The organism is Massilia frigida (genome assembly GCF_011682175.1).
Taxonomy (GTDB): Bacteria; Pseudomonadota; Gammaproteobacteria; order Burkholderiales; family Burkholderiaceae_D; genus Telluria_A; species Telluria_A frigida.
Genome location: NZ_WHJG01000006.1, coordinates 144272 through 170830, shown reverse-complemented (window position 1 = coordinate 170830; position 26559 = coordinate 144272). Strand labels below are relative to the sequence as shown.

The following is a 26559-nucleotide window of genomic DNA, read 5'->3' as shown; positions in this document are numbered from 1 at the left end:
AAATCTCCTTTTTAAGCTGAGCAGCTGCTTGCGGGGCTGAGGATCGTCGCTCCGACCCAGCCGGTGCCGGCGGTCAGCGCAATGCGCCTGCGCTTGGTCTTGACCGATTTGCCGCACATGAAGAAATTGCCGGCAATGGCCAACCCGGCCTGATCCCTGGTCTGGCCATTGCTGGCATACGACACAAAGTTCTGCACGCCGCCGGTAGCGACCAGCTGGCCGCGTCCCGAAAACTTCGATTGCGCGCGCAGCACGGTTTCGGTGGCGTCGACCTGCCCGACAGTGCCGCCGACGGTGTCATCGACAAAAACAATCCAGCCCATGCGCCAGTCGCCGGAGGTGACCCCCACCGCGCAGCTCGTGCCCGTGGCGCTGCGGCACATCGTGACCCGGGTATTGCGCTTGACCGCTTCGGAGCGGGTGTAATTGAGCGTGTCGAGCATCAGATCGGCCTGGGTCGACACGGCCGCATCGTCGACGTATTCGGTCAACATGGGAAAGCCGATGGCACTGGTCACGCCGATAATGGTCAGCGTGACCAGCAACTCGGTGAGCGAAAAGCCGCGTGCTCTGTTTGGTTTCGCAGATAACATCATCCTGCACCTTTGAAGTAGATAGCCGGGACGGAATGCCCCTGTTGTTGCTAATTATAAAGAACGAAGCTTGCATTACACTGAGGAAAGGCTGACAGAATGCTGACAAGGCGAAGTAAACCGCCTTTTCGCGCGATAAATACGACAACCATGCTCAGCTGGCGGGAAACCTGACCACGAATTGCACGCCGGCGCCGCCAGGGCCGTTGCCGATCTCGACCGTGGCGCCGTGGGCCTGGGCGATGTCGCGCACGATCGCCAGCCCCAGGCCGCTGCCGGGAATCTTGTCGTCGAGGCGCACGAAGCGCTGGAACACCGTGGCGCGCTGGTGCGGCGGGATGCCGGGGCCGGAATCTTCCACCGCCAGCACCCCGCACTTGCCTTCCCGATAACAGCGGACCGTCACGGTGCCCGCGTCCGGGGTGTAGCGCACGGCATTGTCGATCAGGTTGTCGATCAGGTCGCGCAGCAGGAAACTGTCGCCGCTGACCCGGGTCGGCTGCAGCTCGAAACCGATATCGATGCGTTTCTTGCCCGCTTCGTCGACGAAATACTGGATTACCTGCTCGATCAGCACCGACAGGTCGAGCCGTTCGAGCCGGGTTTTTTCGAAGCGGGCCGGCTCGGCGCGCGCCAGGGCCAGCAACTGGTTGGTCTGACGGATCATGCGTTCGTTCGAGAGCAGCATCAGGCGCACCGAATGGACGGTGTCGGGGTCGGCCTGGTGGCGCGCGCCCAGCCATTCAAGCTGCAGCTTGAGCCCGGCCAGGGGCGTGCGCAGCTGGTGCGCGACGTCGGCCAAAAAATCGTGCTGGGCGCGCGCGCCGGTTTGCACCTTGTCGAGCAGCTCATTGAAGGCGTTGACGACCGGACTGAGTTCATCGGGAATGGCGGCGCCATCGATGGGCGCGAGCTCGTTGCCCTCGCGCGCCAGCAGGTTGGCGCGCATGCGCGCCAGCGGTTGCAGGCCGTTGGTGACCGAAAACCAGATCAGCCCGACCAGCGCCACGGTAAACAGGGACTCGACCAGCATCAGCGCGCGCACCGTGGCCGAGCGGATTTGCTTGCGCTTGCGCAGCGTCTTGGCCACGCCGATGCGGATCTTTTCGCCGCCGGCCAGCACCATGCGGCTGGTGACCCGCACCGGTTCGCCGCGGATGGTGTCGTCATAGGCCTGGCTACTGGGCGTGGCCAGCGCCGGAAAATCGCTGTCCCCGGCCAGCGCCTTGCCATCTTCGCCGCGCACGATGAAGTACAGGACATCGGCATCGTCGGCCCGCAGCACTTGCTCGGCCTGGCGCGGCAGGTCGATCTCGGCCCTGCCATGGCCCGGACGCAGGCGCGCCGCCAGCGCACCGGCGGCGTCGGCCAGGCTCTGGTCGAACGCCAGCTGGGCCGGAATCCAGGCCAGCATGTAGGTCAGCGCCGCGCCCGCCACATTGATCAGCAAAATCGGCACGATCAGCCATTTCAGCAGGCGCAGCCGGATACTGATCATGGATGCTGTTCGAGCATGTAGCCAAAGCCGCGGATGGTGCGGATGCTGATGCCGGCGTCGGCGATCTTCAGGCGCAGGCGCGAAATATAGACTTCGACCGCGTTCAGGGTCAGGTCTTCGCCCCACGGCAGGATGGCGTCGATGATCTGCTGCTTGGACACGACCCGCGCGCCGTGCTGCAGCAGGTATTCGAGCACGGCCCACTCGCGCACCGACAGGTCGATCACGCGCTCGTCGATGCGGGCGCGCTTGGTGTAGGTGTCGAGCGTCAGCCGTCCCAGCGACAGGCTGACCGGCTTGGGCGTGTTGCGCCTGGCCAGGGCCTTGATGCGCGCCACCAGTTCGGGCGTGGCGAAGGGCTTGACCAGGTAATCGTCGGCGCCCAGTTCCAGCCCGCGCACCCGGTCTTCGATGGCGTCGCGCGCGGTCAGCAAGAGCACCGGCACGTTGCTGCCGCGCGCGCGCAGGCGCCGCACCACCTCGAAGCCATCGATGCCGGGCAGGCCGATATCGAGCACCACCACCGCCACCTCGGCGCGCTGCAGCAACTGGTCGGCCTGGGTACCGCTGCCGACCACGTCGACCACCATGCCGTGGCCTTGCAGCAGGCGGGTCAGGCCATCGGCCAGCACGGCATCGTCTTCGACCAGTAATACGTGCATGCGCGTGGCTCTCTGTAAGTTGTGATATTCATATTATGAGGCATGGCAGGGGCAAATCCCAAGCCTTGCCGCAGCCCCAAACAGTCGCTTTGTGCAAGTTCTGTACGTTCACCCACCTTAACATGTTAGCAAAATGACCATTTATAGCGATTTCCCCCAGTAGGACTGGGCCCACAAGGATTTATGCAGTGAACCTACAGGGGGGCGACTGCCAGTCTTATGTTCGCCAACAGACGGAGGCTTTACTGTTCGTACATCGCGATTCACTGCAAGTCCAGGTGAAGCGCCCTTGAAGTCCGTCTCAGATAGTGAGGAATAAAAATGAACAACACTCAACTTGGTGCTACCGTCCAAAACGCAGTACCGGTCGGCCAGATTCCTGCCGACGCGCACGAGTCAAAAGTTGCGTCCCGCCCCGTTGTCAGCTTTAGCGGTACCCAGCAGAACGAGTTGCTGGCCGCCCTTCCCCGTCACGATCTCGAAACCCTGTTCGATCACCTGGAACTCGTGGCCCTGCCTTTTGGCAAAGAACTGTTTGAATACGGCAGCAAGCTCGAAAACGTGTACTTTCCGACGACGGCCATCGTTTCCCTGCTGTACGTCATGGAAGATGGCGCCACCACCGAGATCGCCGTGGTCGGGCATGAAGGCGTGGTCGGCATGTCGCTGTTCATGGGCGAACGCGCCATGTGCAGCGCCGTGGTCCAGAGCGCGGGCTACGGCTACCGCCTCAAGACCCAGTACCTGCGCGACGCCTTCAACCAGGGCGGCGCACTGCCCCAGCTGCTGATGCGCTACACCAATGCGCTGTTTGCCCAGATGGCCCAGAATGCCGTCGGCGGGCGCCACAGCTCGATCGAACAAAAGCTGTGCCGCTGGCTGCTCGACCGCCTCGACCGCTCCGCATCGAACGAACTGAAAGTGACCCAGGAACTCATTTCCATCATGCTCGGCGTGCGCCGCGAAAGCATCACGGCCGCCGCTGGCAAGCTGCAGGACGATGGCTTGATTCAATACCGCCGCGGCAATATCACGGTGATTGACCGCCAGGGCCTGGAGGAGTATGCCGGCGAATGCTATAAGGTCGCAAAGACGGAGTACGATCGCCTTCTGATGGATGTAGCCCGCTAAATGGCAGCGGCGCCGGGTCTTCCGGCGCCGGGTTGCCGTTGTCGCCGCTGTCGGCGACGCGCGACAGGGGAATGAACGCTTCCACGCAGGTTCCCAGGTTATTGACTCCGCGCTTCACCCGCAAACTCCCCCCCAGCAGCAAGGCGCGTTCGCGCATTCCCAGCAAGCCGTGCGACTTGGGCTTGGCCACGGCGTCGCCCTCGATGCCGACGCCATCGTCGCTCACTTCCAGCGACAAGCCACCCGCTTCGCGCCCCAGGTGCACGATCACCTGGCGCGCCTGGGCATACTTGGCGATGTTGTTGAGCGACTCTTGCACGATGCGGAACACGGCAATCGCATGCATGGGCCCGGCGACATCGACGTCACCATCGATCAGCGCTTCGCAATCGAGCCCCGTGACCCGGCCGAACTCCTCGCAATAGCTTTGCACGGCGGCGGACAAGCCCAGGTGGTCGAGCAGGCTGGGGCGCAGGTCTTCGACGATGCGGCGCTTCAATTCCACCGTATCGACCAGGGTCGCGCGCGCGCGGTCGAGCATCACGGCCAGCGCGGGCTGGGTGGCGCGCACGGTGTCGGCCACGGCATTCATGTCGATATTGATCGAGGTGAGGTTGGCGCCCAATTCATCGTGCAGTTCACGCGCCAGGCGCGCCTTTTCCTCCTCGCTCACGCTGATCAGGTGGCGCGAGAGCACCGACAGCTGTTCGGTGCGCAGCACCACCATCGATTCGAGGTTGTCGTTGGCGTTTTCCAGCGCGCGCTGGGTCGTGGCGCGGGCGAAGTAGCTGCGCCGGATCAGGCGGTAGAACAGGGCCAGCACCAGGATCGCCATGGCGTTGATGCTGATCCCCAAAAACACCGCATGCTGGTATTCGCGGTAAAAGGTGGCGCTGCGCGCAGCCAGCAATTCATTCTGTTCCTGCACCAGGATCACCACTTGCAGGCGGATTTCATCCATCTCGGCCTTGCTGTCGGAGGTCCCGGCAATCTTGAGGATGTCGGCCAGCCCGCCCTGGCGGTACACGTCGAGCACCTGGTTCATGGTGTCGAGCCGGCGGTAGACCAGGGTGTGCAGCTGGGCCAGGTTGCGGCGCTGGGAAGGACTGTCGGCCAGCAGGCGGTCGAGTTCGCCGAACTGGGCATCGATCTCGGACGACGCCGTGCGCAGCGGCCCCAGGTAGACTTCGGAACCGGACAGGAAATAGCCGCGCAAGCTGCTTTCGGCATCCATGATCAGCACGTTCACATACTGGACCTTGTCGATCACCTTGGCGGTCTGGCCCTGGATCTCGTTGGCGCCCTTGAGCGAACCGAGGTTGAGGAACAGGCTGACGCCATTGATGATGAGGATCAGCACGCACGTCAGGCACACCACCGTCTTATAGAACGGTAACCCGGTTGTGACGGGTGGTTCGGTGGAAAAATACATCCTGGAAATCCTTTTGCGCACTGCAGAGCCGGCCAGGGGGCAATTATAGTCCCGTAACTGCCGGGGCGCAGCCGAGCTGGACTGTAAGGGGTAGTGACGGGCAGGTGCGCGCGCATTGCGCGGCGGGGATGGCGGCGCCGCGCCGGGCGGCAGGGCGGGACGGTGCGGGCCAGGCGGCGCCGGGGCCAGCCCGGCGGCGGATCAGTCGAGCAGGTTGTTTTTCATGGCGTAATAGGTCAGGTCGCTGTTCGACTGCAAGCCCATTTTTTCCATGATCCGGGTGCGGTAGGTCGACACCGTCTTGATGCTCAGCGACAGGGCCACGCCGATATCGGACACGGTCGCGCCCTTGGCCAGGCGCAGGAAGACCTGGAACTCGCGGTCCGACAGCTCGGTATGCAGCGCCGTGTTGGGATCGCGGTCGAAACTCTGGGCCAGCAATTCGCCGACGGTCGAACTGACGTAGCGGCGGCCCTGGAACACGGTGCGCACCGCCGTCTTGAGCTCGTCGGCCTCGCATTCCTTGTTCAGATAGCCGTTGGCGCCCATCTTGAACAGGTTCAGCGCATATTGCTGGGCCGGATAGCCGGACAGGATCAGTACCGGCAGGTTCGGCTGCCCCTGGCGGATGGTGCGCAGGATGTCGATGCCGCTCTGGTCAGGCATGGCGATATCGAGCAGCAGCACGTCGCAAATTTCGCGACGCGCGATGTCCAGCGCTTCGCGCCCGGTGGCCCCTTCGGCCACGACATCGAAGTCGGGCGACGAAGAAAAAATCTGTTTAAAACCTGCACGTACTATCTGGTGATCGTCACATATGGCAACGCGTATCATTGTCTTCCCTTAAATTATCCTTGCATAGGAAAGAGCCGAGGCAAACCACGCGCCCGGCACTGCGCATGCGTTAGTATTCTAGCACTCTGGCTGTTCAGTACAAACACGTATGACAGCACAGCGCGCGGCGCGCGCGCACGGCGCTGCAAAAACGGCAAAGGGGCACGAGGCCCCTGCGCTGCACGGTGCGACCCCCACGCCGCCCTAGCCCGGGCCTGTGAGCAGGGCCAGAATGGCGACCAGTTCGCTGCGGATCGCCGCCCGGTCGAGCTTGGGCGGCGCCGCCACGGCGTCAGCCGCGCCAGCATCGTCGGACGGCGGCGCGAGCAGCTGCCCGAAGCGGCTATCGAGTTTATTGCGCGCACCACTGATCGTAAAGCCTTGTTCGTACAACAGTTCACGGATACGACGGATCAACAACACCTCATGGTGCTGGTAATAGCGGCGGTTTCCTCGTCGTTTGACCGGTTTAAGCTGGGTAAATTCCTGCTCCCAGTAGCGAAGTACGTGCGGTTTGACGCCGCACAACTCGCTCACTTCGCCAATCGTGAAATAGCGCTTGGCCGGGATAGCCGGCAGCACGATCAGATCAGCCTTGCTCGCACGATCGTTCATCGGTTCACTTTAGGCGGCGCGCGCCATCGGGCTGGTTTCTTCGACCATGCCCTTGAGCTTCTGGCTGGCGTGGAAGGTCACGACGCGGCGCGCCGTGATCGGGATTTCTTCGCCGGTCTTGGGATTGCGCCCGGGCCGCTGCGGCTTGTCGCGCAGCTGGAAGTTGCCGAAGCCCGACAACTTCACCGCTTCGCCGCGTTCGAGCGCATTCCTGATCTCGTCGAAGAAGGTCTCGACCATGTCCTTGGCTTCGCGCTTGTTCAGGCCGACCTGCTCGAACAGCAGTTCGGCCAGCTCGGCCTTGGTCAGGGTCGGGAGATTCTTCTCCGCGTCCTGGCGAACCCTGGCGACCTGCATCGCACGGTGCAGGTCGGCTGCCAGCGCCGACTGGAGTACGGCGGAATCAACGTCGTTGTTATTAATTTTACAGCCCTGCCTCGTATCGTTACTGCTCGTGGGATCGGTTATGAACGCAGCTTCGCGTCATGTTTCTGCTGGGCCGAGGCCGCCAGCGCCTTCATGACGCCTTCGACCACATCGTCCTGCAGGGTGGTTTGAGTATCTTGCAAGCCAAAGCGGAAAGCAAGGCTTTTTTCGTCGGCCTCGATCCCTTTTCCGCGATATTCATCAAACAAAACAATGGCTTGCACAATCTTTCCTGCTGGATTTACCTGCAGTTCCGCGGCAAAAGCATCGAGCAAGTCTTGCGCCGCCACCGTGTTTTTGACCACGAACGCCAGGTCGCGCGTGGCGCCCGGGAATTTCGAGATCTCTTCATAGCTTGGCACGGATCGTTGCTGCAACGCAATGGCATCCACCTCGAACAAGACCGGCGCCTGCGGCAAGTCGTACTTTTGCAGCCAGCGCGGGTGCAGTTCGCCGATGAAACCGATATCCTTGCCGTCGAGCTCGATGACCGCCGAGCGCCCCGGATGCAGGGCCGGGTGGGCCGTCTTCACGAAGCGCAGGGTGCGCGGCGCGAACAGGGCTTCCACATCGGCCTTGACGTCGAAATAGTCGACCGGGGCCGACTTGAGCGACCATTGTTCGTCCAGCGCCGGACCGTAGGCAATGCCCGCCACGCGCTTGGGCTGGTCGAAACCGGCCACCGACAGCGGACCATCAAGCGCTTGCGCATTGCGGCGGAAAATCGCGCCCACTTCAAATGCGCGCACCCTGCCCGCCTTGCGGTTCAGGTTATAGCGTACGTTGGCGACCAGGGAACCGATCAGCGAGGAACGCATGACGTTCATCTGGCTGGCAATCGGGTTGACCAGCTTGATCTGGTCGGTGTTGTCCGAGAAGTCGGTTTCCCATGCGGAATCGACGAAACTCATGTTCACCACTTCCTGGTAGCCGAGGTCGGCCAGCTGGTGGCGCACGGCGAACAGCGAACGGGTGTTTTCCGGCGCGATGATCATCTGGCTGGCAGCCACCGGCGGCAGCGCCGGGATGTTCTCGAAGCCATACACGCGCGCCACTTCCTCGATCAGGTCTTCCTCGATTTCGATGTCGAAACGGTAGGTCGGCGCGGTGACGGAGAACAGGCCGGGTTCCTGCGTGAACGGCAAGCCCAGGCGGGTGAAAATGTCGGCCACCATGGCGTCGGTGATCGGCACGCCGATCACCTTTTGCGCGCGCGCGGTGCGCAGGGTGACCGCTTTCGGCAGCGGCACGTTGACGATCTGGTCGTCGATCGGGCTGACCACGGTGCCCTGGGTGCCGCAGATTTCAACGATCAGCGCGGTGATGCGCTCGATGTGCTCGACGGTCGTGGCGAAATCGACGCCGCGCTCGAAGCGGTGCGCCGCATCGGTTGAAAAATTGAAGCGGCGCGCGCGGCCCTGGATGGCGTTCGGCCACCAGAACGCCGCTTCCAGGTAGATATTGCTGGTGTCGAGCGAGACCGAAGTGGCGTCGCCGCCCATGATGCCGGCCAGCGATTCGAGTTCCTTGTCGTCGGCGATCACGCCGACCCAGTCGTCCACCTCGATGGTATTGCCGTTCAAGAGTTTCAGGGACTCGCCCTTCTTACCCCAGCGCACATCGAGCGCACCCTGGATCTTGTCCATGTCGAACACGTGCGACGGACGGCCCAGTTCCAGCATGACGTAGTTGGAAATATCGATCAGGGCCGACAGCGGACGCTGGCCGCTGCGCTCGAGGCGCTGGCGGATCCAGTCCGGCGTGGCTGCCCTGGCGTTCAGGCCGCGGATGACGCGTCCCGAAAAGCGGCCGCACAGGTCCGGCGCGCTGATCTTCACCGGCAGGATTTCGCTGCCGTTGACCGGCACGGAACGGGTCTGCGGCAGGGTCAATGGGGTGCCGGTCAGGGCCGACACTTCGCGCGCCACGCCCAGCACCGACAGGCAGTCCGCCTTGTTCGGGGTGAGCTTGATGGTGAACTTGAGGTCGTTCAGTGCGAGGTAGTCGCGGATATTCTGGCCGACCGGCGCATCTTCCGGCAACTCCATCAGGCCGCTCGTTTCCTCGGACAGTTTCAATTCCTTGGCCGAGCACATCATGCCCTGCGATTCCACGCCGCGCAGCTCGCCGACCTTGATCACGAATGGCTTGCCGTCCGCGCCCGGCGGCAGGATCGCGCCAGCCATGGCGCAGATGGCCTTCATGCCGGCGCGCACGTTCGGCGCGCCGCACACGATATTGAGCAAGGTGCCGGTGCCGACATTGACCTTGCACACGTTCAGGCGGTCCGCGTTCGGGTGCTTGGCCACTTCCAGCACTTCGGCCACGACCACGTTCGAGAATGGCGGCGCGACCGCTTCGACTTCTTCCACTTCCAGGCCGGACATGGTCAGCAGGTGAGCCAGTTCATCCGAAGTCATCTTCGGATCGACCATGGTACGGAGCCAATTTTCGGAAAATTGCATAATCAGTGAACCTTGAATTAGTTAAATTGCTTCAGGAAGCGCAGGTCGCCTTCGTAGAACAGGCGCAGGTCGTTGATCCCGTAACGCAGCATCGTCAGGCGCTCAAGGCCGGAGCCGAACGCGAAGCCGATGAATTTTTCCGGATCGAGCCCGAAGTTGCGCACCACGGTCGGGTGCACCTGGCCGGCGCCCGAGACTTCCAGCCAGCGCCCTTTGAGCGGGCCGCTGCCAAACGCAATGTCGATCTCGGCCGACGGTTCGGTGAACGGGAAGTACGAGGGACGGAAGCGCACCTGCAAATCGTCGGTCTCGAAGAAGGCCTTGACGAAGTTCAGGTACACGCCCTTCAGGTCGGCGAAGGAAATGTCTTCGGCGATCCACAGGCCTTCGACCTGGTGGAACATCGGCGAATGGGTCGCATCGCTGTCGACGCGGTAGGTGCGGCCCGGTGCGATCACCTTGATCGGCGGCGTGTGGGTGCGCGCGTAGCGTACCTGCATCGGGCTGGTGTGGGTGCGCAGCAGCAGCGGTTTGCCGGTGCTGTCCTTGCCTTCGATGTAGAAGGTGTCCTGCATCGAGCGGGCCGGGTGGTTTTCCGGGCTGTTGAGCGCCGTGAAATTGGTCCAGTCGGTCTCGATTTCGGGGCCGTCGGCCACATCGAAACCGATCGAGCGGAAGATTTCCTCGACCCGTTCCCAGGTGCGCATCACCGGGTGGATGCCGCCGCCAGAGCGTCCGCGCCCCGGCAGGGTGATATCGATCGCTTCGGCGTTCAGGCGCTCTTCGAGCTGGGCATTAGCCAGCGCATCGCGCCGTGCGGTCAGGGCGTTTTCGATCTGGACCTTGGCGGCGTTGATCAGCGCGCCCTGGGCCTTTTTCTGTTCCGGGTCGAGCTTGCCCAGGCCCTTCATTTGCTCGGTAATCTGGCCAGTCTTGCCAAGGTACTTGGCTTTGGCGTTTTCCAGTGCGGCAGCATCTTCGGCGGCGATAAAGTCAGCCTGTGCCGAGACGACGAGTTCTTCCAGGGAGTTCATGCGATGTTTTTTTCCTGTTGAGCGGGACTGGCGCACGCGCCACAATCAAAAACGGGGCACAGGTTTGAACCTCTGCCCCGCTCTTTGCGCGCCACCCGGAGATGGCACTTGCATCGATCATTGCTTACGCAGCGATCTTGGCTTTCACTGCTGCGACAATCGCGGCGAAGGCCGGCTTGTCCATCACAGCCATATCGGCCAGGACTTTACGGTCCAGTTCGATAGATGCTTTTTTCAGGCCGTTCATGAATACGCTGTACGTTACGCCATGCTCACGGGAAGCGGCGTTGATACGGGCGATCCACAGGCGGCGGAATACGCGTTTCTTGTTGCGGCGATCGCGGTAAGCGTATTGGCCAGCGCGCATGACTGCTTGCTTGGCAACACGGTATACACGGCTGCGGCGACCACGGTAGCCTTTAGCTTGTACAAGAATTTTCTTATGACGGGCACGAGCTGTAACCCCACGTTTTACTCTAGGCATAGTAACTCCTTAAATTGAGTGGTGAGATTAAGCCGACGGCATCATACGCATGACGGACTTGACATCCGCTGCATCGACGTTCGTGATTCCGCGCAGTTGGCGCTTGCTCTTGGTGGTTTTCTTGGTCAGGATGTGACGTTTGAAAGCGTGACCCGATTTAACGGTTCCACCTGGACGCACGCGAAAACGCTTCTTCGCGGAGCTTTTGGTCTTCATTTTAGGCATAGCAGTTCTGTCCTTCCGGACAGCTCCATTATAGGATTGCAGGTGGCAACGCTGTGCTGCACTTAGATGCCTGCTTTCACATTGTCTTCCGCCAGTGAAGGAGGAAGCCGGAGATCATAACACAGAAGTTGCCTGCAAATGCAAGCTTGTTGGGGTAAAGTTTCTTTGTGACACACGCTTGCACACCGGAGTTGCCCCCGAAGCCCCTCCCCTTAAAACCGTCATCCCCGCGCAGGCGGGGATGACGGTTTCAGGGGAATGGGCGCGACGCCAACCTCATGCTTACGACAAACGCTCAAAACAAAACAAAGCGCCCCTGGCACTTGCGTGACGGGGCGCTTCTTTGCACAAGCTGCCTGGGCAGCCCGTTCTTTGCTTTATTTCTTCTTCTTCGGCGAGAGGATCATGATCATCTGACGACCTTCCATCTTCGGGAACTGCTCGACCTGGCCATACGGCTCAAGATCGGCCTTCAAACGTTCCAGCATGCGGAAGCCGATGTCCTGGTGCGCCATCTCACGGCCGCGGAAACGCAGCGTGATCTTGGTTTTGTCACCCTCATCGAGGAACTTCATCAGGTTTTTCAGCTTGATATTGTAATCGCCATCATCAGTACCCGGACGGAATTTGACTTCCTTCACGAGAATGATCTTTTGCTTCAATTTGGCTTCGTGCGCCTTCTTCTGTTCCGAATATTTGAACTTGCCGTAGTCCATCAGACGGCATACCGGTGGTTGCGCGGTTGGCGCAATTTCCACCAGATCTACGTTCGCTTCTTCGGCCAGACGAAAAGCCTCAGCCAGGCTCACAATGCCAAGCGGCTCGTTTTCCACCCCGGATAAACGCATTTCGGGGGCGGTGATTTCGCCATTGATGCGATGCGACTTGTCAGTAGCTATGTTGTTTCCTTTTAAAATCTGATGAATTAGCCGCGTCGAGAATGAACTCTCAAGCCTTGGAATCGACCTCGTGTTTGAGGCGTTCCACCAGGGCATCGATGGACATTACGCCCAAATCGACATTGCCACGAGCTCGCACGGCCACAGTGTTGGCATCCCGCTCCTTGTCGCCAATCACGAGGATGTACGGCAGTTTTTGGACGGAATGTTCACGTATTTTAAACGTAATTTTCTCGTTGCGCAAATCAGCGTGAACGCGGTACCCCAGTTTGCGCAACTTCGTTGCGATTTCCTGGGTGTAGTCGGCCTGCGCGTCCGAGATATTGAGCACCGCCACCTGCACCGGCGCCAGCCACAGCGGCATCGCGCCGGCGTAGTTTTCGATCAGGATGCCGATGAAACGCTCCAGCGAACCGACGATCGCGCGGTGCAGCATGACCGGCACCTTCTTGGTGTTGTCCGCAGCCGTGTACTCTGCGCCCAGGCGGCCCGGCATCGAGGGATCGATCTGTACCGTGCCGACCTGCCATGCGCGGCCCAGGCTGTCTTTCAGGTGGTACTCGATCTTCGGTCCGTAGAACGCGCCCTCGCCCGGCAGTTCGGTCCAGGAGACGCCACAGGCACGCAGCGCGCTGCGCAGCGCTTCCTCGGCGATATCCCAGCTTTCCTCGCTGCCGATGCGGCTGTCCGGACGCAGGGCCAGCTTGACATCGATATTTTCAAAGCCGAAGGCGGTGTAGACTTCCATCGCCTGCGCGTGGAAGGCTGCCACCTCACCCGGAATCTGCTCGTCGGTACAGAAAATGTGGCCATCGTCCTGGGTAAAACCGCGCACCCGCATCATGCCGTGCAGCGCGCCGGACGGCTCGTTGCGGTGGCACTGGCCGAACTCGCCGTAGCGCAGCGGCAGGTCGCGGTAGCTCTTCATGCCGGAATTGAAAATCTGGATGTGGCCAGGGCAATTCATCGGTTTCAGTGCGTACGAACGGTTTTCCGATTCGGTGACGAACATGTTTTCGCGATAGTTATCCCAGTGACCGGTCTTTTCCCACAGGCCGCGATCCAGGATCTGCGGCGCCTTGACTTCCTGATAGCCATTAACCTGGTACACATTGCGCATGTATTGCTCAACCTGTTGCCAGATCGACCAACCCTTCGGATGCCAGAAAATCAAGCCCGGCGCTTCATCCTGGAAGTGGAAGAAGTCGAGCTGCTTGCCCAGCTTGCGGTGGTCGCGCTTTTCCGCCTCTTCCAGATTGTGCAGGTAGAGTTCCTGGTCCTCCTTCTTGAGCCAGGCGGTGCCGTAGATACGCTGCAGCATCTCGTTCTTGGAGTCGCCGCGCCAGTAGGCACCCGCCACTTTCATCAGCTTGAACACTTTCAGCTTGCCGGTGTTCGGCACGTGCGGGCCGCGGCACAGGTCGGTGAAACCGCCTTCGGCGTACAGCGACACGTCCTCACCAGCAGGAATCGACGAAATGATTTCCGCCTTGTAGGCTTCGCCGATCGACTTGAAGTAGGCCACCGCCTCGTCGCGCGGCAGCACGCTGCGCGTGACTTTCTCGTCTTTCTTGACCAGTTCGGTCATTTTCTTTTCGATCGCCACCAGGTCTTCCGGCGTAAACGGGCGCTTGTACGCGAAATCGTAGAAGAAGCCATTCTCGATGACCGGGCCGATGGTGACCTGGGCTTCCGGGTACAGTTCCTTGACCGCGTACGCCAGCAAGTGGGCGGTGGAGTGACGGATCACGTCCAGGCCCTCGGGATCTTTATCGGTGATGATGGCCAGATCGGCATGTTGCTCGATCAGGAAAGAGGTATCGACGACTTTGCCGTCGACTTTGCCGGCCAGTGCCGCTTTGGCCAGGCCTGTACCGATGCTGGCTGCGACCTGGGCTACGGTGACTGGGCCATCAAACTGGCGCTCTGAACCATCGGGAAGGCGGACTGAAACCATGCTGTTCTCCTGAACGAAACTGCTATTTAAGTACAAACAAAAGTGCAAACAAAAACGCGGACGAAAAAAAACGCGGACTAGCCGCGTTTTTTCATTTTGAATAAGCAAAAGAAAACACCTCGACTAGCGTCGCTGGAACAACTCCGTCGTAGTTCGCGGTGTCATAACCATGGTGCCTTTCTCTCTCTTACTCAGTACTGCATGTTCTGGTGGGCGGTGAGGAATTCGAATCCCCGACCCCTTGGATGTCGACCAAGTATTCTAACCAGCTGAACTAACCGCCCTGATATAGCATGAGCGTTGCTGGAACAACTCTGCCTTACTGCATTTACTACCTTGTACTGCAAAAACTGGTGGGCGGTGAGGAATTCGAATCCCCGACCCCTTGGATGTCGACCAAGTATTCTAACCAGCTGAACTAACCGCCCGAAGACCAGCATTATAGAGAGCCATCCCCGGGATGACAAGCGCTTTTTAAACACGATGTTCAGGCGCCAGGAAGTACCCCGGCTGGCGGCAGGGAAATCGGACGCTTTTTTCTATTACACTCCTGCCCATGCACGCCAAACCGACACCCTCCTCCGCCCACCTGCACGCCCACCACAGGGGCGATGCCAAACATACCCACGTCAGCGTCGGCCGCAGCCAGGGTGCGCTGGCCCTGGCCTTGAGCCTGACCCTGGCATTTGCCGTGATCGAAGTGCTGACCGGCTTCCTCTCCCATTCGCTGGCCCTCATTTCCGACGCCGGCCACATGGTCACCGATGCCGCCGCGCTGGGCCTGGCGCTGCTGGCGCAACTGATCGCCAAGCGTCCGCCCTCGGCGCGCCACTCGTTCGGCTTCGGCCGCGCCGAAGCGCTGGCCGCCTTTGTCAACGCGCTGGCCATGCTGGCCGTGGTCGGCTGGATCGTGTTTGAAGCGGTGCACCGTTTCAGCGCGCCGCAGCAGGTACAGGGCGGCACCGTGTTCGTGGTCGCCTTCATCGGCCTGGCCATCAATCTGCTGGTGGCCTGGCTGCTCTCGCGCGACCAGGAAAGCATGAACACCCGTGCCGCGCTGGTGCACGTGATGGGCGACATCCTGGGCTCGATCGCGGCGATCGCGGCCGGCGCCGTGATTTACTTCACCGGCTGGATGCCGATCGACCCGCTGCTGTCGCTCTTTGTCTCCATGCTGATCCTGAAGTCGACCGTCGGCATCCTGCGCGACTCCTACCATGCGCTGATGGAAGGTGTGCCGCACCAGATCGATTACCTGCAAGTCGGCGCCGACCTGGCCGCCGTGCCGGGCGTGCTGTCGGTGCACGACTTGCATGTGTGGGATATGTCGCCGGGACAACCGGCCCTGATCGGCCATCTGCGCATTGGCAACCTGCGCGACTGGCCGCAGGTGCTGGCCACGGTCAAGGAGATGCTGCTGACCCGCCACGGCATCGACCATGTGACCCTGCAACCCGAGTCGCACGACTAACTCGCCGTCACGTGGCGCTGTAAGCCCCGTCTTACCCGACAGCGGGAGGCGCACCGATGCCGCGCCTGAGGTGCCGTTGGGATAATGCGGCATGATCCCCTACACGCCCGCCCCCATCATCCACGACACCCTGATCATTGGCGGCGGCCCCGGCGGGCTGACGGCGGCCATTTACCTGCGCCGTTTCCGCCGCAATATTATCCTGGTCGACAAAGGCAACTGCCGGCTCGGCTGGATTCCGGTCACGCATAACTATCCCGGCTTCCCGGACGGCATCCACGGCCAGGCATTGCTCGACAAACTGCGCCACCAGCTCCAGCGCTACGGCGGCGAGGTAATCCAGGGCGAAGTGACCCGCCTGGTACGCGAAGACGGCTGCTTCGTGGCCGCGCATGAGGGCGGAGAAATCCGCGCCCGCACCGTGTTGCTGGCGACCGGCATCGCCGATTCCGGCATGCCCATCGAAAATTTCCTCGATGCCGTGGCCTGCGGCGCGGTCCGGCTGTGCCCCGTGTGCGATGGTTTCGACGTGATCGACCAGAAAATTGCCGTGGTCACCTCCGACACCAACCCGGTCGGGCATGCGCTGTTCATGCGCACCTTTTCCGCCGACGTGATGCTGTTCGAGCGCACCCGGGAAGCCCTGGTCGACCCGGCCGACCGCCAGCGCCTGCTTGAGGCCGGCATCCGCTACATCACCTCGCCGCTGCTGGGCGTGACCATGAGCGAGCGCATGACGCCGGTCATGCACACGGAAGACGGCGAGTCCTACCACAGCGACGTGCTCTACCCCATGCTGGGCGAAACGGCGCGTTCCGACCTGGCGGTTCCCCTCGGCGCACAGACCTCGGCCTGCATGGAACTCAAGGTCGACCAGCACCAGTCCACCACCGTGCAAGGCGTGTACGCCATCGGCGACGTAGCCCAGGGATTGAACCAGATTAGTGTAGCCGCCGGGCAAGCTGCGGTGGCCGCGACCCGGATTCACAATGCCTTGCCTTATCATTTTCGCGAGCGGCCCGTATAGAGGAAGGCCCGCACGACAGCAAAAACAAATTGCGCTAACGGCAAGGTAGTGACAATATAGGCCACGCCACTGGCCGGGCAGGACAAAAACACGCAGCCAGTCAACTTGCGAAAGCTTACGATCATGGCAACTATCGCCCACGGCAGCAAACACGCGTCGCCCGCACACCGCGGCGACGCCTACTTCAGTTGGCCCATCTGGCTCCTGAGCGCATCGCTGCTGGCCTTCGTGCTGGTGGTGCCATTTTCGGGCGTGGCGGGGATGCTGATCCTCCCGGTCGCGCTGCTTGGCGGCCTGTGTTCGGTGTTCGGACTGGTGCGCGCCCTGCACCACCACCACTGGCGCCGGGCCGCCTCGATGGCGACCTATATCGTCGTGCTGGCGGCGCTGTTTTCCGTGCCGGAACTGCTGCAAGCCACTGTCGGGCGCGCCTCCAACGTGGTGCACCTGATGTCGGAAGGCCAGGCCTTCGATAAAAAGATGCAAACCCACCCGCCCGGCAAGCGTCCCGTGCTGGCCTATGACTGGGGCACGGTCGGGACCGATACCACCTATGTGATCTACGATGCGAGCGGCCGCATTGCCGAGCCCAAGGGGCACGTGGCATGGTCCAGCAGCGAGCTGTTCCCCTTCGCCGAATGCGCCGGCCGCGTGGTGCCGATCATGGGGAATTTCTACCGCTGCGACTATTAACCATCGCCCCAGATGGCCGTACGGTCTGCGATGCTCCACGTTGCGGGTAGCGGGCGGGCTGTAGCAGGCGTGATCGACAATGCGCGCTTTCTTCGGCGCCGTCGCCCCCGCGCAGGCGCTATGCTATGCCCACATTGTTGAAACCAGCTTAAAAATCAAACACGTAGAAGCTGGCTGCGTCACTGAAAGCCGCTGTAAGTGCTTGATTTTATTGAGCATTGCAAAGATATGGGCAATGTGTAGCGCGCAGGCGGGGGCCCAAGTCCGCTCCGAAGCCCGCGATAATGCACAGGCCTTGGGCGGGAACGCATGCGTTCCCGCCTGCGCGGGGGGACGATCTGGTAATGGCCCTTCAATAGGGCCTGGGCAGATGCTCCGCTTCAATACCCTGCCACTCGCAGTCGACACACTATTGCCCACCACCCATCACTACCCCCCAAGGTTTGCGCCCGCTTGCCCTTTTTGGTAAAATGAGAATCATTCGCATTTGTCTTTACGACGGTGCACCCCATCGTTGACAAGCCAGGTTGCAGTCTCCAAGCCAGTGACGATCTTTCTCACTCCAGGAGTTTTTGCATGCCGCGCCGTATCAACACGTCCGTCCCGTCGTCTTCCCATCCCCGCTTGCGCCCGCTGGTTCTCGCCCTGTCGCTCGCGCTCGGCCATGCCGGCGCCGCCAGCGCCGCCGACGAGGCGCCCGTTACGGCGCCCGATGCAGCCGTCTTGCCCGTCATTACAATCACCGGAGCGAACGACCAGAACGGCTACCAGGCACGCGACAGCGATAGCGCGAGCAAACTCAACCTGACCCTGCGCGAAACCCCGCAGTCGGTATCGGTCGTCACGCGCGCGCGCATGGACGATTTCCGTCTCGACAACGTCAACGACGTGCTCGCCAACACCACCGGCGTTACCGTCGAAAAAGTCGAAACCGACCGCACCTATTATGTCGCGCGCGGCTTCGACATCATCAATTTCCAGGTCGACGGGGTCGGCACGCCTCTGGTATTCGGCAATATGATGGGCAAGCTCGACACCGCCCTGTTCGACCGCGTCGACATCGTGCGCGGCGCCAACGGCCTGGCCGCGTCCACCGGCAACCCGTCCGCCACCGTCAATTTCATCCGCAAGCGTCCCGGCCCCACCCTGGCGGCCAGCGCCGGCCTGACCCTCGGCTCGTGGGACACGCGCCGGCTCGATGCCGACATGTCGAGCCCGCTCAACGACAGCGGCAGCGTCAAGGGCCGCGTGGTGGTGGTCAGCCAGCAAGGCGATTCCTACCTGGACCGCTACGCCACCAGGAAAAATGTCGCCTACGGCATCGTCGAAGCCAAACTGGGCAGCGATACCCTGCTCAGCATCGGTCACGCCTGGCAAGACAACAAGTCCAGCGGCGGCATGTGGGGCGCCCTGCCCCTGTACTACACAGACGGCAGCCCGACCAACTACCCGAGCGGCACCAACACCTCGGCCAACTGGTCGCATTGGGATAACAAGACCAAGGGCAGCTTTGCCGAACTGAATCATCAACTGGGCCAGGGCTGGGCGCTCAAGTCGACCCTGAGCCACAACAAGGAATCGTCCCGCTCGAAATTGTTTTACGTGTACGGCACGCCGGACAAAGCAACAGGCGACGGCTTGTTTTCCTACCCGTCCGCCTACCGCTCGGATCACAGCCAGACCTTGTTCGACATCGGCGCCAGCGGACAGTTCACCTTGGCGGGCCGCCAGCACGACCTGGCTTTCGGCGCCAGCTGGTCGCGCTCGCGCCTGGACGACCTGTCCGGCTACGGCCGCGGCATCGGCACCCCGCTCACGGCGGCCACCGACTTTACCGGCGCCTATCCGCAGCCGGAATTCGATGACCGTTTCGACGGCAGCACCTACGAAGACGTGCGCAAGACCGTCTACGCGGCGGCACGCTTCGCGCTGGCCGACAAGGTCAAGCTGCTGGCTGGCTTTAACGCGACCAAGGCCGATTCCACCGGCCTGTCCTACGGCAGCAGCAAGCAAAAATCGGCCAGCAAGACCTCGCCCTACGTGGGCCTGGTCTACGACGTGGCGCCCCAGCTCAGCCTGTACACCAGCTACACCGAGATTTTTAGCCCGCAAAGCGAACAGGACATCAACGGCGTCGCGCTCGATCCGATCATGGGCAGCAGCGCCGAGGCCGGCTTCAAGGGCGACCTGTTCGATGGCAAGGCCAGCTTCTCCGGCGCCATCTTCCGCGCGCGCCAGAACAATACCGCCGAACAGGCCGACATGAATGGCGCCAAGACTTACTATCACGGCATCGATGCCGAATCGACTGGTGCGGAAGTGGAACTCTCGGGCGAATTGAGCAAAGGCTGGATGGCCAGCGCCGGCTTCACCCGCCTGAAAGTGGAAGATAGCCAGGGCAAGGCCGCCAAGACCTACGTGCCGCGCCGCCTGCTGCGCATGTCGACCACGTACCGCTTGCCAGCCGTGCCGCAGCTCAAGGTCGGCGCCAACCTCAACTGGCAGAGCGATATCGAGCGCGAGCAGGAGCCAGGCGTCGTCACGCGCCAGGATAGCTACGCCGTGCTGGGCCTGATGGCGCGCTACGAGATCAACCGCAACGTGACGCTGGCCCTGAACCTGAACAACGTCACGGATAAAAAGTACCTGACCTCGCTGTACTGGAAGCAGGCTTATTACGCGGCGCCACGCAACGCCAGCGCCACCCTCAGCTGGACATACTGATATGCGCCCTGCACTGGTCTTGCTCCACCGCTGGTTCGGACTGGGCGTAGCGATCTTCCTGTTCATTTCCGGTGCAACGGGCGCCCTGATCTCGTTCGACCATGAACTGGACGCGGCCCTGAACCCGGACCTGTTTCACGCCCACAGCGGCGAGACAGCCCAGCGCCAGATTCCCGGCAACGAACTGGCGCGCGCCATCGAAGCGGCCGATCCGCGCCTGCGCATCGGCTATGTCCTGACCGAGGTCGAGCCGGGACACACCTCGAAGATGTCGGTCGAGGGCAAGATCGATCCGGCCACCGGCAAGCCGTACGAGCTGGGATTCAACCAGATCGGCGTCGATCCGGTGACCGGCAAGGTGCAGGCCAAACGCCAGTGGGGCGAGATTTCGCTGTCGCGCGAGAACCTGCTGCCCTTCATCTACAAGCTGCACTACTCGATGCATATTCCGGAAGTCAAAGGCATCGAACTGGGAATCTGGTTCATGGGTATCGTCGCCATGGTCTGGGTGCTCGATTGCGTCATCGCGCTGTACCTGTCGTTTCCCAACTGGCGCAGTTGGCGCAAGTCCTTCGCCTTCCGCTGGCAAGCCGGCGGGCACAAGCTCAACTTCGACCTGCACCGCTCCGGCGGGGTGTGGGTCTGGCTGTTGCTGCTGGTGCTGGCAATCACCTCGGTGTCGATGAACCTGACCGATCCCGTGGTGCGGCCGCTGGTGTCCGCCGTCTCCACACTGAGCCCGGATGCCTTCTCCAGCCGGACCATGAATCCGCCGGACAAACCGATACCGGCACTTCTCAGCCGCAACGAGGTGGCGGCGCTGGCGCGCGTCGAAGGGACCAAACGCGGCTGGACAGCGCCGGTGGGCGGGGTGTTTTACGCGTCGGCGTTCGGGCTGTACGGGGTCGGTTTCTTTGAGCCGGGCAACGACCACGGCGATGTCGGCCTGGGCAACCCCTGGCTCTATTTCGACGGCAAGGATGGCAGGCTGATCGCCGACCGCGTACCCGGTACCGGCAGCGCGGGCGATATCTTCCTGCAACTCCAGTTCCCCCTGCACTCCGGGCGGATTGCAGGCCTGACCGGCCGTATCATCCTGTCGTTCCTGGGCGTGATGGTGGCCATGCTGAGCGTGACGGGGGTGATCATCTGGGTGCGCAAGCGGCGCGCGCGGCTGGTGACGCGCACCGTTCCGGCGCCGGCGCCGGCGCTGCAACAGGTACGCCAGGGCACCGCAACCGTACTCGAGTAAACCAAGGCTAGCGGCGCCCCGCCAGATAGTCAGCGGGGCGCCACCCGGACAGCGGGGGCACGAATCGGGCCATACCCCAAGGTATGCGCCAATTGCTGCGCCAGCATATGAATAGCGTAAGCCCGGTTATGGGAATCCTGCGACAACGCTGTACGCATCCGTTCGGCCAAACCGGGCTGCGTCCTTGGATCGGCAACCATGTCTTCCAAATACTCCCTGGGCATGTCATTCGACGCAATATCGAGCAGCGGCGCGCTACCGGGTTCGCCTTCGGCAATCCATGCAAAGTGTTGCGTGGTGAACCTTCCCCCGAGTTCTCTTTCCTCCCGCGCAAGTACTGCATTGACACTGGCGATGAAACCGGCGGCAACGCTTGCAGGCGCGCGGTGTTCGCCGGCCATCCCACGAGTGCGGTCCTTGCCGGTACCTCTGGATAACCTGACAATTGCTTCGTCGTCCCCCAGCACCAGTTCAAAGGAAAAAAGATGGGAGTCAAAGCATGCCGTCATGCCAGTCTCGACGAGAACACGGTGTGGATCGGTAATTTGAAGCATTGCAACTCCTGGCAGCATCGCATTTACCCCCGCACCGGCATCAAGTGCAATGGAATCCGCGCCAGCACACCCGCGCCGAAGTCATCATAAAACGGCAAGTCCTGGCGGTGCACATAACCAATATAGCAGTCGCATTTCCTCAGGCGGCTGCACGGCTTTTCGACAAGCATGTCGTCCAGGCGATCCGCGTACAGATTGCCCAGCCGCTGCGGCACGAAATGGCAGCGCTGCACTTCGCCGTCACCATCAACCGACAGCGCTTCCGACCCGGCGCGGCACGCTTTCCCGTGCGACATCTCGGGATTGCGGCTGTAGCCGAACCAGGGGTCCATGGCATCGAGCCACGCCAGATCCTCGGGCTGGTAGTAAGCCGGTCCACGCCGGTCGTAGGCGTTAAGCCAGAGATAATGCTGTTGCGGCAGCGCGGCGCGCAAGGCGCGGATAGCGTCGAAATGCTCGCGCATCGCCACCATGCCCACCGAAAAATGAACGCCCATCCGCTCCAGCCGCTCGCAACGCTCGACGAAGCGCTCCATCCGCACCTGGCTCGGATGGTAAGTGCACCACAGCCCCACCTTGCGCTTGTCGGCCTGTTCCAGCCAGGCCAGCGGCCCCGACAGATTGGTCTGGATCGCCACCTGCCGCACGTGCGCCATGCCGGACAGGGCCGTGATGGCATCGCGGTAGTGGCGCCGGATCATGCCCTCGCCCCATGGCGTGAACAGCACGCTGATGGGCCGCTCTTGCGTACCGACCCAGGCGACAAAACGCGCCACTTCGAGTGCATCGCGGGCAAGCGTGGCCCGGCTGTCGCGCCGCTTGGCGAAGGGGCAGTAGGCACAGTCGTAATTGCATCCCGACAGAGTGCCCCGATACAGCAGCGACAACAGCGGCGGCTGCACGGGCGCTTGCGCCCCTTGCGCTTGCCCAAGCGCGGCAGCCGGCAGCATGCTCAGCATGCCGTGCCGCCGTCGATCATCGGCAGGCGTACGCCTTCCGGGGCGAGCCACGGCCCACCCCGGACTGCGCCGCCAACGCTCCGCTCATTCGGGCGCGGGATGGCGCCGGAATTGTCCACCCAATACCGCTCGTCCGGACAAATGCTCAGCATGTCGTGCCGCCGTCAGCCATCAGCAGGCGCACGCCTTCCGACGCCAGCCACGGACCAATGGTGTCGGCGTATTCATACCCGCGGTCGTTCAGGCGCAGTATCGCACTGCCCTCTTCCAGCAAGCCCAGCTCGCCCAGCTCATGCAACTGCGGCAAATCCTGCATGCAATCGCCGCCGAAACGCTGCGTGTACGCCGCCGGATCGAGCCCCGGATCGGTCAGCAGCGACTGAATCACGTAGCGGCGCCGCTGCTCGTCCGGCCCAAGTGCAAAACCATGGTGCGCATGGGTAAAACTGTCGGCGTCCAGCGCCAGGTAACTGTCGATGATGCCGATCGTGTCGGCCCGCCCGACCGCGTAATCGGTCGAATAATGCAGGTCCCGCGTGTACGAACGCGCACCGGTACCCAAACCCACCATGCCATCGTTCTGGCAGCAATAGGACGGCCCTGCGTCATCAGGCGCATGGGGTGCGCGGAACATGCGCATCGACACCTGCACGTAGCCACGCGCGCGCAAATGGTCGCGCGCCGCCTCGTACAATTGCATGCGGCTGTCGCCTTCTTGATTGAGCACAATCGGATCGAATGAAGCGGCCCCCTTTCTGTTGGCAATCTTGCCCAGCCCCGTATGCTGGCGCACGTACAAGGGATACAGATACAATTCCTCCGGCTTGAACGCCAGCGCACTGTCGATCGACGCCAGCAGGCTCTCCACCGTCTGCCCGCCAATGCCGTAAATCAGGTCGAGGTTGAGCGTCGGGAAACCCGCATCGCGGATATGGCCGATCGCCCGCGTCACCACCTCGTTCTGCTGCGGCCGCGCCAGCGAACGCATCTCGCCCGCCGCAAAGCTCTGGATGCCCAGGCTGACACGGTCGATGCCCATGCTGCGGCACACTCCCATGCGTTCCGGCGTCACGGTTTCGGGCGAGGCTTCGATGCCGGCCGGCGTGGTCTGCAAATCGATGCCCAGGATATCGCGCGCGCCATCGAGCAGCGTTTGCAACTGCGCCGCCGACAAGAACGTGGGCGTGCCGCCGCCGAGCGCAAAACGCGCAAACTTGCGCTCGCCCAGCACCTTGTCGAGTACACGCATCTGTTGGACCACCTGCGCCACATAACGTTCCACCATGTCCGGTTGCGGACGTGCCATCGCAAACAGATTACAGAAACCGCAGCGCATTTCGCAGAACGGGATGTGGATATAGGCGAACAGGGCCGAACGGTCCTGTCCGGCCCATAAATCCTCCAGCGAGGCTGGCGCCGCCAGCGTTCGGTAGGCCGCCTTGTGCGGATAGGAATAGGAATACGCCTGGTACGGCGTGTGACGCATGCGCTGGGCGAGCGTGCCGGGTGTGGCGGGATGGTTCATGGCGTCGTTCCCTTAAAGTCGATAAAGAAATGTGCGTATGGAACGTTCCATACGGTTTCGTGAGCGATGCGATGGCCGCGAAAGCCATCTTCGCCGTAGGCGCTGCCGTGGTCGGAGCAGACGATGGCAAACGTCGGCGCCCGCGCCGCGCAGGTGGCGAACAGGGGCGCCAGCGCCCCGTCCACATAGCGCAGCGCCGCTGCGTGGCTGTCGAGATTGTCGCTCTTGCAGCCCGGCAGGTAGCCACGATTGGGCGAATGGATGGCTGCGACGTTGATAAACAAGAACACCCTTTGCTGGCCCAGCGCGTTCAAACGCGCAATCGCCAGCGCCACCTGGCGCTCGGTCGAGTCGCGGCCTTCCACGCCCAGCGAGCGTTTCCAGTGGCTCTCCTGGAACATGCCCGGCAAGACGCAGCCGAGTGCCGTTTCCTTGTTGAAGAAGCCGACCCCGCCGATGCAGATGGTACGGTAGCCAGCGCCAGCCAGCCCGGCCGGTACGCTCTCCTGCGCAAATTCGTGGGTGTGGGCCGAGGTCGTCTCGCTGCCGCGAAAAGCGGTCGCGAACAGGCGCGGATGCCGTCCGGGACGGTCGGGCGTGGGCAAAAAGCCGGCAAAAAACGCGTGATGGGCCGCATAGGTAAAGCTGGCCGGGCTGTGCCGGCATTCCCAGCCGCCGGGCGGCAAATGCGGTCCGAGCACCGGCAGCTCGCCCGCCTCGTACAGGCGCTGGGCCACGTCGTAGCGCAGGGTGTCGAGCGTGATGAACACAATGTCATGACTGCCGACCACCCGGTTCATGTCGGGAATCGAGCGTGGATCAGGCTTCATGGGATGCGAAGGTGTGCCACTGTGCGGCATAGGTATCGTGCCCCTGCCACAACAGCTTGGGCAGCAGGTCGCCGAAGGCATTCGCTTCAAGCACGTGAGCGCGTCCCTTGCGCACGACGATATCGAGGCCGATGACGTGGCTTTGCGGAAAAGTGGCGGCTGCCGCGCGCGCGGTCTGTTCCAGCGCGGCATGATCCTTTTCACCCAGCAAGCTCGCCACGTCGGCGCGCTGGTTGTCGAGGTGCAGATTGGTCATCATGCGCGTGCCGACCCGCGCCACCCGGTGCGCCGGCTGGCCGCCCAGGGTCACCACGCGCACGTCGTAATGGCCATCGCCGTGGCGCGGTTTGGGAATCCACGCTTCGGCGTAGGTTTGCTGGCCCGCCAGCAAGTCGACCAGTTGCACAATATCGGCCTGCGCATTGTAGCTGCGCAAGCGCTTGACGTTGTAGAGACGCGCCCCGCCCTCCCCGTGCACGAGGTCGGCGGAACTGGTGGCTTGCTCAGCCCCGCGGCTGTTGCGGCGGTACGCCACCACGCCGGACGCGCTCGATCCGTAGCGCGTTTTCAGGAAAACTTGATTGAGACCGTGCTCGTCGAGAACGGCGCGCAGGTGCGCATACCCCTCGATGGGACCGAGCAAACGGGGAACCGGAATGCCGCGCGCAGCAAAGTGCTGCTGGCAAGCCAGCTTGTCCGTCATCAGCAGCAGCTCATGCGGCGCGTTCATCGTTTGGACATGGGGCAGCGCCGAAAGTTCCGCCGCCAAGCCCCGCAGGGCCTGGGTGAACCCGGCGAACCATGCACCGGATACGGAAATTTCCCCGCGATCAGGCAAGCGCGGCATGCCGAGGCCAAGCACCTTGCAGCCCTGTCGGATCAGCATATCGTGCAGGCGTGCATCGTCGCCCGGCGAGTCAATCTTGAACACGCACGGCTCCCTGGCCAGTCTGGCGCTCAGCAGCGCCGGCTGTTCCAGCCACTCGGCCCAGTCGACGAGTTCCGCCGCAGGCAGGCCGAGCGCGGCACGCCCCGCCTGGGCCAGCTTTTCCCGCTTGCCGCCACGCACACCCAACAACACGAAGGGCTTGCCGTTCGGCTTGCCGTTCGGATCGCCGTTCGGCTTGCCGTTCGGCTTTCCGTTCGGATCGGCGTTCAGATTGCCGTTCAGATCGGCGTTCGGATCGGCGTTCGGATCGGCGTTCGGCTCGCCGTCCGGCCTGCGTTCGCCATGGATGCCGTCTAGCATGCGCGCCAGCCCGGCTCGGA

24 protein-coding genes and 2 tRNA genes are annotated in these 26559 nt (G+C 62.3%); 6 read left to right on the top strand and 20 right to left on the bottom strand.

Annotated elements, in window-relative coordinates:
- Nucleotides 1–11 precede the first annotated feature (11 nt).
- From F2P44_RS08670 to F2P44_RS08660, 3 genes are all read right to left on the bottom strand, one after another.
- Entirely contained in the window at nt 12–593 is a 582-nt protein-coding gene (locus F2P44_RS08670; RefSeq protein WP_167086292.1) for a GspH/FimT family pseudopilin, read from the bottom strand.
- Between the two features lie 154 nt (nt 594–747).
- A complete protein-coding gene (locus tag F2P44_RS08665; RefSeq protein WP_167086291.1) occupies nt 748–2091 on the bottom strand; it encodes a sensor histidine kinase in 1344 nt (447 codons plus the stop codon).
- Nucleotides 2088–2753: a response regulator transcription factor gene (locus F2P44_RS08660; RefSeq protein WP_167086290.1), complete on the bottom strand. Its 666-nt coding sequence runs from the start codon at nt 2751–2753 to the stop codon at nt 2088–2090. Before F2P44_RS08660 ends, F2P44_RS08665 begins: the two co-directional genes overlap by 4 nt.
- Before the next feature lie 321 nt (nt 2754–3074).
- Here F2P44_RS08660 and F2P44_RS08655 point away from each other — a divergent pair, with 321 nt between their 5' ends.
- A complete protein-coding gene (locus F2P44_RS08655; RefSeq protein ID WP_167086289.1) occupies nt 3075–3884 on the top strand; it encodes a Crp/Fnr family transcriptional regulator in 810 nt (269 codons plus the stop codon).
- Here F2P44_RS08655 and F2P44_RS08650 read toward each other — a convergent pair.
- From F2P44_RS08650 to F2P44_RS08595, 12 genes are all read right to left on the bottom strand, one after another.
- Entirely contained in the window at nt 3784–5316 is a 1533-nt protein-coding gene (locus F2P44_RS08650) for a CHASE3 domain-containing protein (RefSeq protein WP_167086288.1), read from the bottom strand. The two genes, F2P44_RS08655 and F2P44_RS08650, sit on opposite strands and share 101 nt — an antisense overlap.
- A gap of 201 nt (nt 5317–5517) precedes the next feature.
- Nucleotides 5518–6150, bottom strand: a complete 633-nt coding sequence (locus F2P44_RS08645; RefSeq protein ID WP_054262954.1) for a response regulator transcription factor — start codon at nt 6148–6150, stop codon at nt 5518–5520.
- A gap of 204 nt (nt 6151–6354) precedes the next feature.
- Nucleotides 6355–6765, bottom strand: a complete 411-nt coding sequence (locus F2P44_RS08640; protein WP_167086287.1) for a MerR family transcriptional regulator — start codon at nt 6763–6765, stop codon at nt 6355–6357.
- A 9-nt stretch (nt 6766–6774) separates the two neighbouring features.
- Entirely contained in the window at nt 6775–7122 is a 348-nt protein-coding gene (locus F2P44_RS08635) for an integration host factor subunit alpha (protein ID WP_054262956.1), read from the bottom strand.
- Between the two features lie 107 nt (nt 7123–7229).
- Nucleotides 7230–9656 (bottom strand): phenylalanine--tRNA ligase subunit beta, encoded by a 2427-nt coding sequence (gene pheT, locus F2P44_RS08630; protein ID WP_167086286.1) that lies wholly within the window; start codon nt 9654–9656, stop codon nt 7230–7232.
- Nucleotides 9657–9673: 17 nt separating this feature from the next.
- Nucleotides 9674–10690, bottom strand: coding sequence for a phenylalanine--tRNA ligase subunit alpha (gene pheS / locus F2P44_RS08625; RefSeq protein WP_167086285.1), 1017 nt, complete (start codon nt 10688–10690; stop codon nt 9674–9676).
- Between the two features lie 124 nt (nt 10691–10814).
- On the bottom strand, nt 10815–11174 hold the full coding sequence (gene rplT, locus F2P44_RS08620) for a 50S ribosomal protein L20 (RefSeq protein WP_054262959.1): 360 nt from the start codon (nt 11172–11174) through the stop codon (nt 10815–10817).
- Nucleotides 11175–11201: 27 nt separating this feature from the next.
- Entirely contained in the window at nt 11202–11399 is a 198-nt protein-coding gene (gene rpmI, locus F2P44_RS08615; RefSeq protein ID WP_054262960.1) for a 50S ribosomal protein L35, read from the bottom strand.
- Between the two features lie 377 nt (nt 11400–11776).
- The gene (gene infC, locus F2P44_RS08610) at nt 11777–12394 is read right to left on the bottom strand and encodes a translation initiation factor IF-3 (protein WP_082692043.1); all 618 of its coding nucleotides are present in this window, start codon (nt 12392–12394) and stop codon (nt 11777–11779) included.
- Entirely contained in the window at nt 12348–14255 is a 1908-nt protein-coding gene (gene thrS / locus F2P44_RS08605; RefSeq protein ID WP_167086284.1) for a threonine--tRNA ligase, read from the bottom strand. Before thrS ends, infC begins: the two co-directional genes overlap by 47 nt.
- A gap of 207 nt (nt 14256–14462) precedes the next feature.
- A tRNA-Val gene (locus F2P44_RS08600) sits at nt 14463–14539 on the bottom strand.
- Between the two features lie 67 nt (nt 14540–14606).
- Nucleotides 14607–14683, bottom strand: a tRNA-Val gene (locus tag F2P44_RS08595).
- 128 nt (nt 14684–14811) lie between these two features.
- Here F2P44_RS08595 and F2P44_RS08590 point away from each other — a divergent pair.
- From F2P44_RS08590 to F2P44_RS08570, 5 genes are all read left to right on the top strand, one after another.
- A complete protein-coding gene (locus F2P44_RS08590) occupies nt 14812–15726 on the top strand; it encodes a cation diffusion facilitator family transporter (RefSeq protein ID WP_167086283.1) in 915 nt (304 codons plus the stop codon).
- Between the two features lie 91 nt (nt 15727–15817).
- The gene (locus tag F2P44_RS08585) at nt 15818–16753 is read left to right on the top strand and encodes an NAD(P)/FAD-dependent oxidoreductase (protein WP_167086282.1); all 936 of its coding nucleotides are present in this window, start codon (nt 15818–15820) and stop codon (nt 16751–16753) included.
- Between the two features lie 123 nt (nt 16754–16876).
- On the top strand, nt 16877–17446 hold the full coding sequence (locus tag F2P44_RS08580; protein WP_167086281.1) for a hypothetical protein: 570 nt from the start codon (nt 16877–16879) through the stop codon (nt 17444–17446).
- A 576-nt stretch (nt 17447–18022) separates the two neighbouring features.
- Complete coding sequence (locus F2P44_RS08575) at nt 18023–20170, top strand: TonB-dependent siderophore receptor (RefSeq protein ID WP_229423461.1); 2148 nt, start codon at nt 18023–18025, stop codon at nt 20168–20170.
- 1 nt (nt 20171) lies between these two features.
- Complete coding sequence (locus F2P44_RS08570) at nt 20172–21422, top strand: PepSY-associated TM helix domain-containing protein (protein WP_167086280.1); 1251 nt, start codon at nt 20172–20174, stop codon at nt 21420–21422.
- Nucleotides 21423–21451: 29 nt separating this feature from the next.
- Here the strand turns inward: F2P44_RS08570 and F2P44_RS08565 are convergent, their stop codons facing one another.
- From F2P44_RS08565 to F2P44_RS08545, 5 genes are all read right to left on the bottom strand, one after another.
- Nucleotides 21452–21976: a hypothetical protein gene (locus F2P44_RS08565; protein WP_167086279.1), complete on the bottom strand. Its 525-nt coding sequence runs from the start codon at nt 21974–21976 to the stop codon at nt 21452–21454.
- 23 nt (nt 21977–21999) lie between these two features.
- The gene (locus F2P44_RS08560) at nt 22000–22935 is read right to left on the bottom strand and encodes an STM4011 family radical SAM protein (RefSeq protein ID WP_229423460.1); all 936 of its coding nucleotides are present in this window, start codon (nt 22933–22935) and stop codon (nt 22000–22002) included.
- Between the two features lie 145 nt (nt 22936–23080).
- Nucleotides 23081–24460, bottom strand: a complete 1380-nt coding sequence (locus F2P44_RS08555) for an STM4012 family radical SAM protein (protein ID WP_167086278.1) — start codon at nt 24458–24460, stop codon at nt 23081–23083.
- Entirely contained in the window at nt 24457–25290 is an 834-nt protein-coding gene (locus tag F2P44_RS08550; protein WP_223165013.1) for an STM4013/SEN3800 family hydrolase, read from the bottom strand. Before F2P44_RS08550 ends, F2P44_RS08555 begins: the two co-directional genes overlap by 4 nt.
- Nucleotides 25280–26539 carry an STM4014 family protein gene (locus F2P44_RS08545; protein WP_167086277.1) on the bottom strand — a complete coding sequence of 420 codons (1260 nt, stop codon included), beginning with the start codon at nt 26537–26539 and terminating at the stop codon, nt 25280–25282. The genes F2P44_RS08550 and F2P44_RS08545 overlap by 11 nt, the downstream gene beginning before the upstream one ends.
- Nucleotides 26540–26559: the final 20 nt, after the last annotated feature.

Excerpts from the sequence above, each read along its gene's own strand:
- F2P44_RS08670 (WP_167086292.1), bottom strand. The coding sequence starts at position 593 with ATGTTATCTGCGAAACCAAACAGAGCACGCGGCTTTTCGCTCACCGAG.
- F2P44_RS08665 (WP_167086291.1), bottom strand. The coding sequence starts at position 2,091 with ATGATCAGTATCCGGCTGCGCCTGCTGAAATGGCTGATCGTGCCGATT.
- F2P44_RS08660 (WP_167086290.1), bottom strand. The coding sequence starts at position 2,753 with ATGCACGTATTACTGGTCGAAGACGATGCCGTGCTGGCCGATGGCCTG.
- F2P44_RS08655 (WP_167086289.1), top strand. The coding sequence starts at position 3,075 with ATGAACAACACTCAACTTGGTGCTACCGTCCAAAACGCAGTACCGGTC.
- F2P44_RS08650 (WP_167086288.1), bottom strand. The coding sequence starts at position 5,316 with ATGTATTTTTCCACCGAACCACCCGTCACAACCGGGTTACCGTTCTAT.
- F2P44_RS08645 (WP_054262954.1), bottom strand. The coding sequence starts at position 6,150 with ATGATACGCGTTGCCATATGTGACGATCACCAGATAGTACGTGCAGGT.
- F2P44_RS08640 (WP_167086287.1), bottom strand. The coding sequence starts at position 6,765 with ATGAACGATCGTGCGAGCAAGGCTGATCTGATCGTGCTGCCGGCTATC.
- F2P44_RS08635 (WP_054262956.1), bottom strand. The coding sequence starts at position 7,122 with ATGCAGGTCGCCAGGGTTCGCCAGGACGCGGAGAAGAATCTCCCGACC.
- pheT (WP_167086286.1), bottom strand. The coding sequence starts at position 9,656 with ATGCAATTTTCCGAAAATTGGCTCCGTACCATGGTCGATCCGAAGATG.
- pheS (WP_167086285.1), bottom strand. The coding sequence starts at position 10,690 with ATGAACTCCCTGGAAGAACTCGTCGTCTCGGCACAGGCTGACTTTATC.
- rplT (WP_054262959.1), bottom strand. The coding sequence starts at position 11,174 with ATGCCTAGAGTAAAACGTGGGGTTACAGCTCGTGCCCGTCATAAGAAA.
- rpmI (WP_054262960.1), bottom strand. The coding sequence starts at position 11,399 with ATGCCTAAAATGAAGACCAAAAGCTCCGCGAAGAAGCGTTTTCGCGTG.
- infC (WP_082692043.1), bottom strand. The coding sequence starts at position 12,394 with ATGCCCTGGTGGAACGCCTCAAACACGAGGTCGATTCCAAGGCTTGAG.
- thrS (WP_167086284.1), bottom strand. The coding sequence starts at position 14,255 with ATGGTTTCAGTCCGCCTTCCCGATGGTTCAGAGCGCCAGTTTGATGGC.
- F2P44_RS08590 (WP_167086283.1), top strand. The coding sequence starts at position 14,812 with ATGCACGCCAAACCGACACCCTCCTCCGCCCACCTGCACGCCCACCAC.
- F2P44_RS08585 (WP_167086282.1), top strand. The coding sequence starts at position 15,818 with ATGATCCCCTACACGCCCGCCCCCATCATCCACGACACCCTGATCATT.
- F2P44_RS08580 (WP_167086281.1), top strand. The coding sequence starts at position 16,877 with ATGGCAACTATCGCCCACGGCAGCAAACACGCGTCGCCCGCACACCGC.
- F2P44_RS08575 (WP_229423461.1), top strand. The coding sequence starts at position 18,023 with ATGCCGCGCCGTATCAACACGTCCGTCCCGTCGTCTTCCCATCCCCGC.
- F2P44_RS08570 (WP_167086280.1), top strand. The coding sequence starts at position 20,172 with ATGCGCCCTGCACTGGTCTTGCTCCACCGCTGGTTCGGACTGGGCGTA.
- F2P44_RS08565 (WP_167086279.1), bottom strand. The coding sequence starts at position 21,976 with ATGCTTCAAATTACCGATCCACACCGTGTTCTCGTCGAGACTGGCATG.
- F2P44_RS08560 (WP_229423460.1), bottom strand. The coding sequence starts at position 22,935 with ATGCTGAGCATGCTGCCGGCTGCCGCGCTTGGGCAAGCGCAAGGGGCG.
- F2P44_RS08555 (WP_167086278.1), bottom strand. The coding sequence starts at position 24,460 with ATGAACCATCCCGCCACACCCGGCACGCTCGCCCAGCGCATGCGTCAC.
- F2P44_RS08550 (WP_223165013.1), bottom strand. The coding sequence starts at position 25,290 with ATGAAGCCTGATCCACGCTCGATTCCCGACATGAACCGGGTGGTCGGC.
- F2P44_RS08545 (WP_167086277.1), bottom strand. The coding sequence starts at position 26,539 with ATGCTAGACGGCATCCATGGCGAACGCAGGCCGGACGGCGAGCCGAAC.